Annotated in this window: 13 protein-coding genes, 1 riboswitch and 1 other annotated feature; of the genes, 3 read left to right on the top strand and 10 right to left on the bottom strand. The window is 34.2% G+C overall.

Annotation, left to right across the window (positions count from 1 at the left end; translation table 11 throughout):
- Window positions 1-5 precede the first annotated feature (5 nt).
- The 7 genes from AC0L0O_RS07730 to AC0L0O_RS07700 all read right to left on the bottom strand — a co-directional run bounded on the left by AC0L0O_RS07730 (window position 6) and on the right by AC0L0O_RS07700 (window position 7,776).
- A complete protein-coding gene (locus AC0L0O_RS07730) occupies window positions 6-1,034 on the bottom strand; it encodes an ROK family transcriptional regulator (protein ID WP_473785702.1) in 1,029 nt (342 codons plus the stop codon).
- A gap of 122 nt (window positions 1,035-1,156) precedes the next feature.
- Complete coding sequence (locus AC0L0O_RS07725) at window positions 1,157-2,350, bottom strand: MFS transporter (RefSeq protein WP_000710723.1); 1,194 nt, start codon at window positions 2,348-2,350, stop codon at window positions 1,157-1,159.
- A gap of 56 nt (window positions 2,351-2,406) precedes the next feature.
- A complete protein-coding gene (locus AC0L0O_RS07720; RefSeq protein WP_000845621.1) occupies window positions 2,407-2,970 on the bottom strand; it encodes a maltose O-acetyltransferase in 564 nt (187 codons plus the stop codon).
- Between the two features lie 306 nt (window positions 2,971-3,276).
- Window positions 3,277-5,766: an FtsX-like permease family protein gene (locus tag AC0L0O_RS07715; protein ID WP_000597772.1), complete on the bottom strand. Its 2,490-nt coding sequence runs from the start codon at window positions 5,764-5,766 to the stop codon at window positions 3,277-3,279.
- Window positions 5,763-6,521 carry an ABC transporter ATP-binding protein gene (locus AC0L0O_RS07710; protein ID WP_000005815.1) on the bottom strand — a complete coding sequence of 253 codons (759 nt, stop codon included), beginning with the start codon at window positions 6,519-6,521 and terminating at the stop codon, window positions 5,763-5,765. The genes AC0L0O_RS07715 and AC0L0O_RS07710 overlap by 4 nt, the downstream gene beginning before the upstream one ends.
- Entirely contained in the window at window positions 6,514-6,663 is a 150-nt protein-coding gene (locus tag AC0L0O_RS07705) for a hypothetical protein (RefSeq protein WP_000626982.1), read from the bottom strand. Before AC0L0O_RS07705 ends, AC0L0O_RS07710 begins: the two co-directional genes overlap by 8 nt.
- A gap of 75 nt (window positions 6,664-6,738) precedes the next feature.
- Window positions 6,739-7,776, bottom strand: coding sequence for a tryptophan--tRNA ligase (locus tag AC0L0O_RS07700; RefSeq protein WP_473785701.1), 1,038 nt, complete (start codon window positions 7,774-7,776; stop codon window positions 6,739-6,741).
- Between the two features lie 5 nt (window positions 7,777-7,781).
- Window positions 7,782-7,990, bottom strand: a binding site (T-box leader).
- 137 nt (window positions 7,991-8,127) lie between these two features.
- On the opposite strand from AC0L0O_RS07700, the gene AC0L0O_RS07695 reads away from it, so the two are divergent.
- Complete coding sequence (locus AC0L0O_RS07695; protein WP_000241807.1) at window positions 8,128-9,285, top strand: 1-deoxy-D-xylulose-5-phosphate reductoisomerase; 1,158 nt, start codon at window positions 8,128-8,130, stop codon at window positions 9,283-9,285.
- Window positions 9,286-9,314: 29 nt separating this feature from the next.
- On the opposite strand, the gene AC0L0O_RS07690 is transcribed toward AC0L0O_RS07695, so the two are convergent.
- Together AC0L0O_RS07690 and AC0L0O_RS07685 are read right to left on the bottom strand one after the other, a co-directional pair.
- Entirely contained in the window at window positions 9,315-10,436 is a 1,122-nt protein-coding gene (locus AC0L0O_RS07690; RefSeq protein WP_000411472.1) for an AI-2E family transporter, read from the bottom strand.
- 63 nt (window positions 10,437-10,499) lie between these two features.
- The gene (locus tag AC0L0O_RS07685) at window positions 10,500-10,748 is read right to left on the bottom strand and encodes a GlsB/YeaQ/YmgE family stress response membrane protein (RefSeq protein ID WP_000539725.1); all 249 of its coding nucleotides are present in this window, start codon (window positions 10,746-10,748) and stop codon (window positions 10,500-10,502) included.
- Between the two features lie 136 nt (window positions 10,749-10,884).
- Here AC0L0O_RS07685 and AC0L0O_RS07680 point away from each other — a divergent pair, with 136 nt between their 5' ends.
- On the top strand, window positions 10,885-11,346 hold the full coding sequence (locus tag AC0L0O_RS07680) for a GNAT family N-acetyltransferase (protein ID WP_000615126.1): 462 nt from the start codon (window positions 10,885-10,887) through the stop codon (window positions 11,344-11,346).
- Between the two features lie 38 nt (window positions 11,347-11,384).
- A riboswitch (cyclic di-AMP (ydaO/yuaA leader) is annotated at window positions 11,385-11,526 on the top strand.
- Between the two features lie 97 nt (window positions 11,527-11,623).
- Window positions 11,624-11,767 carry a hypothetical protein gene (locus AC0L0O_RS07675; RefSeq protein ID WP_000945244.1) on the top strand — a complete coding sequence of 48 codons (144 nt, stop codon included), beginning with the start codon at window positions 11,624-11,626 and terminating at the stop codon, window positions 11,765-11,767.
- Between the two features lie 55 nt (window positions 11,768-11,822).
- Here the strand turns inward: AC0L0O_RS07675 and AC0L0O_RS07670 are convergent, their stop codons facing one another.
- Window positions 11,823-12,578 carry a class I SAM-dependent methyltransferase gene (locus AC0L0O_RS07670; RefSeq protein ID WP_000679186.1) on the bottom strand — a complete coding sequence of 252 codons (756 nt, stop codon included), beginning with the start codon at window positions 12,576-12,578 and terminating at the stop codon, window positions 11,823-11,825.
- Window positions 12,579-12,599 lie beyond the last annotated feature (21 nt).

Raw genomic sequence — 12,599 nt, 5'->3', positions numbered from 1 at the left:
TACATTTAATTTTCTTTATTCGTTCTCGTAATCATAAGATCAAGTCCTAGACTTTTTAATCCATATAAATAATCTTCTTTCCAATTACTCACTGTTATTTTCGGAATATGTTCCGCCGGAATGTACTGCGGACAAGTTTTTACAATTTGATCTATAACAAATTGATTCACTTCATCATCACAGAAGATAAAGGCATGAGGGTTAATAATAGCTATACATGTAGCGATTAAACGAGTAATAGCATCTATATTATATTCCTCTGGATTATTTGAATCTTCACTTCTCAAAGCTTGTAAGAAATTTTTATTATCATATTGCGGAACGAAAGATACCTCTCCTGAGAAAAATGTACTTCCTCGTACTACATCTCCATTTATCATAATACCTGCACCTGGACCATTTTGACCGGAATACAAATATACAAGAGAGGAATTATCATAGTTTCCGGTGTTTTTATAATAACCAAGCACTGCAGCATTCATATCGTTTTCTATTACTACTGGTATAGAAAAGAGATTCTCCAAATGACTTTTCAAATTAAAATTTTGGAACTTTTCATATCCAGGAATATAAAAAATGCGACCATTATCAACCGAACCAGGCACACCAATTGATATAGAGCTTATTTTCGGGAATGTAGCGATAAGACTTTCAATATGTTTAGATAATACATTTACGCCCGTATCAATTAATACACTTGAAGTACTTCCTTGTTCTTTTACTTCCCCTAAACAGTTGAAAATTGTATAGTTTGTCTCATTTTTTTCTAAAAATATTGCTAAACCTAACATATATTCTGGATTATATTCATATCGTTTCGCTCTTCTTCCACCACTTGAATCATCTAAACCAGCTAAAGTGACTTCACCATCTTGTTTCATTTTTTCTATAAATTTACTTATCGTTGGAAAACTGATTTCTAATGTATTACTAAGCTCAACTTTCGTTGCACTACCTCGCTCTAAAATAACTTTACGAATGCCGCGAAGGATTGTCTCTTTAATCGATTTTTGAGTAACAAACTGTTCACTCAAATCGCTCACCACCTTAATCAACATACTTATTAAACACTTTTAATAAGTTGCGTTGACAATATATCATACATCGTTTTCTAAAGCAATAGAGATGATATATTTCTACTAGCGGCACTCCGTATTTAACTCGATGTATTCTCTCTCGTAACAGACGATACAATTCCAGACAAGATAACAAATAATAAAACTGCTAGCAAAGCATTACGTATTCCGAATGCTTCTCCAAGTATCCCTAAAAATGGTGGTCCGACTAAAAACGCTGTAAAACCGATTATAGAAACTGTCGCAACATTAGAAGTCGCATTTTCGCCGCTATCTCCAGCAGCAGAAAGACCAATTGGGAAACCTAGTGCGGCACCAATCCCCCATAGTACTACACCAAGCGCTAGAAAATATGAGTTACTCCCAAATATGACAATTGTCATTCCTATAATAGCCATCATAATAGTAGCACGTACGACAGCGACACGACCGAATCGATCTAGAAAATAACTGCTGCACATTCGAGCCAATGTCATTGCCAATACAAAAATAGTGTACATAATAGAACCTGTCACTACACTTTGCTGATGTCCGTCTACCATCACGATAGGTAGCCAATCATTCGCACTTCCTTCTGCAAATGCCATTCCAAGCACAAAAAGACCAAGTAAAAGCACCTTTTTTTCCATACGTAAAGGAGTATGCTTCGCTCGCTTTTTGTTCCGTGATTTCTCCTTCTTTCCTGTTCCATGCGGAAGAAAGCGATACAACATACATACAAGTAATACAAACACGACCGAAATCGCAAGGAATTGATACAAAATTGGGATATGAAGAGAGATGGCGGCAGAACCACTGAGAGCGCCTACTAAAGTTCCTACACTAAAAAAGCCATGAAATTTCGGAAGAAGAGTTGTTCCTAGTTTCTGCTCAATAGAAGAACCCTCTACATTCAATGCAACTTCTGCTAATCCATATCCTACTCCAAATACTAGTAAGCTACCAAAAGCCCCCATACTAGAAACAAAATAAATAGTAATACCTAAACAAAGTAATCCAACGATCATAAAAAACATACTACCTATAATAACGTCTCTAGCTCCCTTACCGTCAATAAAGTGACTTGCACTCAGTAAACCAATTATTGAACCGACAGATAATCCGAACAAAATCCAGCCCATTTCTGCATTTGACACCGCTAAAATATCTCGCGCCGCTGCCGTTCTAGAAATCCATGTAGCAAACGCGACACCTGGCAAAGCAAATAAGAGGAATAGAGCATTTCGAGAGGCAAGTAGCGTCTTTGTATCATTCTCTGTAAAATCTTTCTTCATATGAAACACCTTTCAAATTGTCTATACGATAATTTATACTCTAATGAAAACACTTTTTATTCTTCTATCGTTTTAATAACTTTAGCTGGATTACCACCAACTACTACATTATTAGGTACATCTTTTGTCACAACTGCCCCTGAAGCAATTACAGCGTTATCTCCAATTGAAACACCAGGGTTAATAATAGCTCCCCCGCCAACCCAAACATTGTTACCAATCTTTACAGGCTTCCCATACTCTTTACCAGAATTCCGCTCTACCGGATGTAAAGGATGCGTAGCAGTATAAATGTGAACACCAGGTGCAAACATACAATGATCACCGATTCGAACTTCACAAACGTCTAAAATCACACAATTGAAATTTGCAAAAAAGCTCTTTCCAACATGGATATTGTATCCATAATCACAACGAAAATCAGGATTAATTTGGGCTTTCCCATCAGCTGAAGAACCTAAAAGCTGATTTAATAACGTAAAACGTCTCTCATCTCCTGTCTCCACCGCCTCGTTATAAAGGCGTGTTAAACGTTTTGCCTCCACCCTATCAGCTACTAATTCTTCGTCATCCGCAATATACATTTCTCCCGCTAACATCTTTTCTTTTTCCGTTTTCATACAATCATCTCCTTTGTTATCGAATGAACCGCACTTATTAAATGCCTTTAATAAGTTACTTTAATTATACTTATTAAATAAGTTTAATAAGTATCCCTATAGTAGCACACTTTTTAATATATGCAACTAATAAGTTTCAAAAAGAAATGCGAACTCCTTACTTCACCTAATGATATTACTCGGTGGCATCTAACTAAAATAATGCACTATACATTTATGAATGAGCACACCAATATGAAAATCAACTTTTAATAAAAAGAGAGATTGACCCAAAAGTAGCTGAATAGCAACTTGGGTTAACCTCTTTTATTTATTATCCTTATTTAACTCTTCTACAATGTCCCTTTTTCCTATTCTATTAGCAAAAGGTATAAAAATAATAAAGACTATTCCAAACATCCCCGCTATTACCCTTAAGATAAGTTTGAAATCAAAAAATAAAGGTGTACGATCTATTATACTTACCATATAGGTTAATAATGCTCCTATAACAGCCCCTAGTACGATTCCAATAAGTACATATAAATTAACTTGCGTCAAAATAATTTGTACAACCCCTTTTTTCTTAACTGTTATTGCTCGTAAAATAGCAAACTCTTTTCTTTTAGATTGAATATTATTTATAAGTGTATTACATACCCCTAATGTCACACTAAACAAAATCACTACAATAACAACGATGAAAATGGACCACCTTTGCTGAAACATTAAATTAGATTGTTTTAATGATTGATTATAACTACTTATTTTTAATTGTGGATATTGATCTTTCACTTTCTTTAATTGCTTCAACGTCTCTCTCTCATTATTTGAACTAATAAATGCACGCTCAAAAACTGTATAATCTTGTTTATATGTTACATTACTCCAATCCATGAGTACCGAAGGCGAATTTGGTAGTTCGTTAACAATTAATCCAACTTCTACCTTACCAATCGGTCTAACTTTTTGTTCCTGTTCTGAAAATAGACCCAATTGAATGATATCGCCTACATGAAGTTTATATCGCCCCGCTAACTCTTCTGTAACAATTATACTATTCTCGAAGTTTGCAGGTAGTTTTGGCAGTAATCCTTGCTTTTCCATTTCCTTTACATCACCTAAATTATAGTCAAAAGTAATATATTTTTCACCTTGCTTTAATTCTGCGAGTGAGTTCGTACTAATCGTACTAGCTCCTTTTACACTACTTATTTCTTTAAATATATTTTGTGTATGAGGTGAGGAAATGGTTGAATCATTATTCAAACGATTTTCCACAACAATATGTGTTGGAAATTCTCGTTGTAAATATCTTTCATTATTTTTTTGCATCGTTTTAAATATAGTGGATCCGAAGACAACTATCACCATCATTGTACTTATCATTAAGATAACAAATGTATTTTTTCTTACTTGCGGAATTACATTTTTAATAGCAACAAATGTATTCCTTCCAAATATTTTTTTCATTATAGGTAGACATGCTATTAATATCGAAGAGAGATAAGTCGGAAATAAAATATATACTCCTAAAACGAGAAATATAGCTCCTATTAATATCACTATTGCCTGCGTATCTCCCTTATTTGCTACAAACCCACCTAAAACAGTTAAAAATAAGCTACTCATTAAAAGGAATTTCCCCATAATACTGCGTATTTTTTTATTAGAAAAATCGGATTCTTCATTCTCCCGCATAAGCTTTACTGGCAATATTTTCGAACTTCTGTATGACGGATATAACATAAACAGTTCAATAAAAAAGATACTAAAAATCACTGTTACAATTGCTATTTTATAGTCAAAATTCATTGAATTAATTTGAAAAGCAAATAAATGCTCTAGGCAACTTTGTAAAAAACGGTTACTTATTACAGCTAGTAACAAACCTGATATTCCACCAAAGAAATTGATTACACTACATTGAATAAATATAACTTTAAACATTTGTTTCGTTGTTGCTCCCATTGATCGCATAATAGCAAATTGACTTTTATATTTATATAAAAACACTTCAAAATTAGACACCAACAATAACGCAGTAACAATAAGTATTAATGTAGATAAAACGATTATAAAAATATGTAATGATGCTAAATTACTTTTTAAAAACTCGTCTTCCTCCGCAATATCGATTCTTAATTCTTTGTCTATTTTATGAATTTCACTAGACAATGCTAGTACATCTGCATTCTCTTTTGCTTTTATTAACAAATAAGTAGCTTCATTGTGTTTACCCGTTTTTTCATATATGTGCTGTTTCACCGCACCTTCAGATAAAATAAGTATATCTGGAGCTGAACCTCCAGCTTCTATATCAGGCAACACTTCTTTTACTACATATGATTTATTTTCGATTTCAATCTTTTCCCCAACTTTTACTTGTAAAGTTTCTGCTAATCCATCATTTAATGTTACTTCCTCATTTGATATATTTTTAGAAAAATGATATCGACTTTTAGATAATGAATCGTTTTGAACACCTACTGTATAAATAGCTGTATTCAATTTATTTACTTGCAAATGATTTACTAATACTTTTGACATGTATTCAACATTTTCTTGTTCCTTAATATTTTGCAGTAAAGATTTATCCATCAACTTATTTTGATCAGGGTTATATCCGACAGATAAATCCATATCTCCGTATACATTTTTCACTTCATTTATAACAGACTGTTTCGCATGACTCGAAAATACAATCATCGTAACAATTAGAGAAACAGCCAACATAACGCTAACTATAGAGGAAATAGCAGTGAATTTATTCGTCTTAAAAAAGCGTAAACTTAATCCTCGTACTGATTTTATCATTTTGATTTCTCCATTAATTTTTTAAATTTATCTAAAATAATATTCATATCATTTACTCCATGAGAACACGTATAATCATCAACAACTTCTCCATTATGAAAGAAGAGAACCCGATCTGCGTACGTAGCAATGTGGGGATCATGAGTAACAAGAATCATACTTTGATTAAATTTTTGTTTCATATCGACTAGTACTCGTAAAATATCATTAGACGTATTGAAATCTAAATTCCCAGTAGGTTCATCTGCAAGAACAATTGGAGGAGATGTTATTAACGCCCTACCAATTGCAACACGTTGTTGTTGTCCCCCAGAAAGCTGAACTGGTCGATGATTTCTCCAATTTACTAAACCAAGAACATCTAATATTTTATTTGTTTTTTCTCGTATCTCCTCTTCTGAATTAGCTGATAATATGAGGGGTAACGCAATATTTTCTTCTACAGATAAATCCTTTAATAAATGAAATGACTGGAATATAAATCCTATGTTATCCCTTCTATACTCTGTCGCATACGGTTCAATGAACATATTTTCAGGCACTTCACCATTTACATAGATAACCCCCTCATCAGGCTTATCTAGAGCACCAAGAATGTTTAATAATGTACTCTTTCCAGATCCACTCGTTCCCATTATGGCAAGGAGTTCTCCTTTATTTAACTCCAAAGATACATTTTGTAACGCCCTAACATTTGTATCTACACTCTCATATGTTTTACTTAAATCTTGAACTGCTAACACAACTTCACTCATCATTATTCACCTCAACATGATTAAGTTTTATTCCCTCCACCAAATTAACCTGAATTAAAATTTTTTCTTTTAAATTACTAGGTGGTACAATTTCTGTTCCTATTTGGAATAACAATACTTTTAACTCGAGAGCTGTAATCATTTCTATCCCTCCTCACTCTATATTGGTAACAAATTGAAATTTCGTTCGGTTTTTTGTAAAAAAACAAGGGAACGCTCAGCGTCCCCTCTCAAATCCAATCCGTTTTTTAATTCCCACCAAATTTGCCTTCGCGATTTCTCTTGCCCGTTCAGCACCTTTTTCCAAGGCTTCATATAATAAATTCGGTTCATTCATATACATTGCATATTTCTCACGAGGTCCAGCTAACTCACGATCTACAACGCGAAACAACTCTTTTTTCACATCGCCCCAGCCAATGCCAGTTTCATATTTTTCACGCATTGACTGCATTTCATCTTCCGTTGCAAATTCTTTATAAATTGTAAATAACATTTCTAGTTCTTTCGGTTCATTTGGAAGTGAAGAATCGGTTTTGATTTTAAATATTAATTTCCTTAGTTTTTCTTGCTCTGCAAATAATGGGATCACATTCCCATAACTTTTACTCATCTTTCTTCCATCAAGCCCTGGTAATATTGCGCCCTCTTCTTGTATGACATACTCCGGAAGTGTAAATGTCGTGCCAAAAGTATGATTAAAATACGTCGCAATATCACGCGCAATTTCAATATGCTGAATTTGGTCTTTTCCGACTGGCACATGCGTAGCCTGAAATAGCAATATGTCAGCTGCCATTAAGATCGGATACGTATATAATCCCATATTCACTCCTGCATCGACCTCTAAACCCCCTTCTTTATTTTGCTCCACCTTCGCTTTATACGCATGAGCACGGTTCATAAGCCCTTTCGGAGTTAGGCAAGCTAATATCCAAGCTAATTCTAGAATCTCCGGCACTTCTGTTTGTCGGTAAAATATAACATCTTCTTCAAGTCCAAGCGATAACCAAGTAGCAGCTACCTCTTTCGTATAACTACTAAACTGACCCGGATCATGCACAGCATTTAACGCGTGATAATCTGCTATAAAATACAATGCTTTTCCTTCATTCCTCTTTGACATTTGCAACGCAGGTTTAATAGCGCCAATATAATTTCCTAAATGCGGATAACCTGTCGGCTTAATTCCTGTTAACATTATTTTTTCGCTCAACCTAACTCCTCCTTTCTCAAAATAAAAAGAGCCCCTCATCCTTAAAAAAGGACGAGAGGCTCCCGCGGTACCACCTTAATTAGCTATCATGAATAGCTCACTTCAACTTCTTAACGTGAAGCAACCGTCTTTACCTACTCATTTCAGTTAGAAGCTCCAGAGCCCATTCCATATTCATCCCTTACTGATTTCCACCACATATCAGCTCTCTGAAAAGTTTTGAATATGTACTCTTCTCTTTCATCGCTTTTCGTTATTTTTTACAGTTTATCACATTTCACTTCCAAACAAACCCGAATTTTCTATTTTATTTAGCAGGAATTTCCACTTCAATTGTCTAATACTATATAGATTTGCAGAAATACTCGAAACAACTTTGGAGGTTTTTTCATGGTAAAATATATATCCATTTTAGGTTCAACAGGATCCATCGGCACATCGGCATTAGATGTCGTTTCAGCTCATCCCGAACATTTTAAAATCGTCGGTTTAACCGCAAATTATAATATCGAGCTTCTTGAACAACAAATCAAAACGTTTCAACCTCGCATTGTAAGCGTCGCGACAAAAGAATTAGCAGACACGCTTCGTACGCGTATTTCAACCAACACAAAAATCACATACGGAACAGATGGCTTAATTGCAGTAGCTACTCACCCTAATTCAAATCTTGTATTAAGTTCCGTCGTTGGTGTTTCAGGATTACTCCCAACAATTGAAGCATTAAAAGCGAAGAAAGATATTGCCATCGCTAATAAAGAAACGTTAGTTGCAGCTGGTCATATTGTAACTGAACTGGCCAAACAAAACGGATGTCGTTTAATTCCAGTCGATAGCGAACATTCAGCTATTTTCCAATGTTTAAACGGAGAAAATAATAAAGAAATTGACAAATTAATCGTTACAGCTTCTGGCGGTGCATTCCGTGATAAAACACGTGAAGAAATGAAAACTCTACAAGCGAAAGATGCTTTAAAGCACCCAAACTGGTTAATGGGGGCAAAACTAACGATTGATTCTGCCACATTAATGAATAAAGGATTTGAAGTAATGGAAGCGAGATGGTTATTTGATATTCCTTATGAAAAAATTGATGTAATGATTCATAAAGAAAGCATTATTCATTCTTTAGTAGAGTTTATCGATGGATCAGTTATAGCACAGCTCGGTGCTCCTGATATGAGAATGCCAATTCAATATGCGTTTCACTACCCTACTCGACTACCTTCTTCCTATGAAAAATTAAATTTATTAAAAATAGGTAGTTTACATTTTGAAAAACCAGATTTAGAGAAGTTTCCTTGTCTACAATACGCATATGAATGTGGCAAAATTGGTGGTACTACTCCTGCTGTATTAAACGCAGCAAATGAAATTGCGAATGCACTATTCTTAAAAAATGAAATTGCCTTTTTCGATATTGAAAAAACAATTTACAAAACAGTTGAAGCCCATCATAACGTAAAAGATCCTTCACTAGATGCTATATTAGAAGCGGATCAATGGGCACGCCAATATGCAAATCAATTGTTAATAAAAAAGAGCTAAAACAGATAATACTGTTTTAGCTCTTTTTCCTACGTATTCAACTTAACAAATCGATAACCGTGCGTAACTAACACTTTTAAGATCGCATACCCTGGAATTGCTAAAATAATGCCCATAATTCCAAATAAATTTCCGGCAGTTAAAATAATAAAAATGATAGTAATCGGGTGAATATCTAGCTTTTTCCCCATGACTTGCGGAGAAATAAATTTACCTTCTGCTAATTGTACGACCATCATTACGATAATTACCTTTAAAACCATCCCTGGCGAATCAATAAACGCAATAATTAAAGCTGGTGTAATTGCAATAATTGGTCCTACGTACGGAACGATATTTACAATCATCGCTAAAATAGCGAGTAGTACCGCATATTTAATACCGATAATAAGGTAACCAATTAATAGCATAATACCGATAAATAGGCTAACGATAATTTGTCCTCTAATATACGAACTAATCGCATAATGCATATCATCTAGTATTCTCATTGCTGCTGGTTGTCTTTGTTCTGAAATAAACTTTAAGAAATGATTCGGTAATTGCTCACCATCTTTTAAAAGATAGAACAATATAAACGGAACCATTACAAACGTTAAAACGACCTCTGTCACAGTGCTTAAAAATCCAGTTACATTACCAGTTACTGATGATAACGACTTCGTAAAATCAACTGTGTAGTCTTTTACCATACTCGCTACATCAATATTTAAATTCTCCTGAATTTTCCCTAGTAAATTACTTTCTCCGAATCTACGTGCTGCTCGTTCAATTTCATGACCGAAATACGGTAAGTTATCTATTAATGCATCAATTTGATCTTTAATAATTGGAATAACCGTTAAAACTAAAAACACAAATAACCCAATTACGATTAAGTATATCGAGGCTATCGATACGATTCTTGAAACACCTTTCTTTTCTAAAAGTGAAACGAATGGATGCAAAATGTAAAATAGTACGCCCGCTAATAATACCGGGAAGAAAATTGTTTTTAAAAAGACGATAAATGGCGTAAAAACAAATGATATTTTTGTTAGTAACAAAATATTAATGAACAATAGTGCAAACCCAAGTAACACTGCTAAATAATTGTGTTCTCTAAAAAACTTTTTCAGCTTATCTCTTTTTCTTATATTTATTTTCTCCAACGAAACCACCTCTTCGAATGATGAAAAGCCCTTATTCAGGGCTTTTCATCATAATCTATATATCTATTTCTTTGCAGCTTTCACTACAAATGATACAATAAAAATTAACACGATTGCTCCTAATAATGCTGGCACGACATGAATCCCACCAAATGATGGCCCAAAGGATCCAAATAACTTACCACCTAACGAAGCACCTAATAAACCTGCAATTATATTACCGAACATACCACCTGGGAAATTTTTACCCGTTATAGAACTAGCAATTGCACCTATAATAGCACCAACTATTAATGTGATAATCCATCCCATCTTTAGTCCTCCATTTCTATTATAGTGTAATTCTTTTTCATACTAAATTATTATGTAGCTATTATAATTATTATATCCAAAAAAGAAAAATGTTGTCAAATCTATGAAAAGAAAGTCTAAAAGGAGGTTTTACCCTGTGATTCAAAAATTAGTAACAACTTCTCACAGAACCGCTACTTCTATTTTAAACATTCAAATACCCGCTTATGAAATCGAGGCAAAATATATAAATAGTACAGCTATCCCTCGACTTTATGATACTATAGCCGATATTCAATCATGTGATGAAATTTTCTACGGCTATTTTTATGAAGATACACTTGCCGGGTTTATTTCTTTTAAGATTGATAAAGAGGAAGTTGATATTCATCGTTTAGTAGTGTCCCCCGATCATTTTCATAAAGGAATTGCGACGAAGCTATTACAATATATATTTGACATGTTCTCCTCTTCCAAAACATATATTGTACAAACAGGGAAAGAAAATACACCTGCTTTGTCTTTATATAAAAAACATGGCTTTATCGAAGTACAAAATATCGTATTGCCTGATGGTGTGATTTTAACCTCACTAAAAAAGACAGAAAACAATAAATAGTTTGACTAACCTGATTATTTATGTTATCTTTTACTCTATAAAACCTTTTGCTGAGTCCAAATTTTGGAGCGGGGGAACCACTTTTGTAGCTATGCTACTTGGGGCGAATCTTTTTTAAGTAGGGAACTCTCACTTCCCGAGTCCGACAGCTAACCTCGTAAGCGTAATGGGAGAGGAAGGTGCTTTTTGCCTATGCTACACATTTTGCCTCCTTAGTTATAAATATGGGATCGATACCAAATAGTCACCTATATTTATAGAAAAGGGGATATGTATTATGTTACGTTTATCTGATCACGCAATCAAAATGATGGAGCAAAGACTCCGACTCGAGCAACATCGCACATATCAAGCAAATAAAATTGTAGATAACTTACATCACAAATACTTCTTTCAACATATTTTTCAACCGAAGAGATAAGTACTAACCTTTAATAAAATACAGCGTACGCTTTTTTCAGTGTACGCTGTATTTTTCATTTTCTTGCCTTAATAATAAAAGTAGTCGGCACCATCCTAGCTTTATGTAAAGAATAATATTTCGTAGACGGCTCAGCTAGTTCTTCATCAAACGAGCTCGATGGTTCAGGCTCTTCAATCCTCTCAATTGTAAAACCAACTCTATTTAACTCATTTATGTATGTACTCATTTTTCGTTTATATAATGTCGCTTGTACATCTTCCCCTTTAAATGTTTCAAACATAATAGGAGTTTCTTCATGATAAGACGAGCTGAAAGCAATCTCCTCTGTTCCATACATTAAGTTTGAATATACGGGATGCTCCCAGCTAAAAATAAAGCTTCCTCCTGGCTTTACATAAGAATAAATTAATTCCAACGTTTTTCTTAAATCTGAAGTCCAACCTAATGCATAGATGGAGTATACTATGTCAAAATACCCTTTCGGAATATCCCTTTCCTCTTCCATTGCTCCACATATTAACTTTGGATTCCACGACTGTAACGTTTCATGTGCCGTTTCAATTTGTGTGCTCGAAAGATCAAGTCCCCACAATTCTTCTGCACCATGTTCCGCCATATATTGCAACGAATGCCCACTTCCACATCCAATATCAAGAACCTTTTTACCTTTAATTGAATCAAACAAATGAATCTCATCTTCAGACGCTGTATACGGGCCATATTTCGGTAAACAGTCCACTTGAAAGAAATAAGGTGCAACTGTATCCCAACACTTTTTATTTAAAGCTAACATTTGTGTACCTTTCATATTCTACATTCCCCCATCCAT

This window comes from Bacillus sp. GS3m_15504, assembly GCF_055825275.1.
The sequence above is the reverse complement of the archived record's forward strand: the minus strand, read 5'-3'. Positions and strand labels throughout refer to the sequence as shown.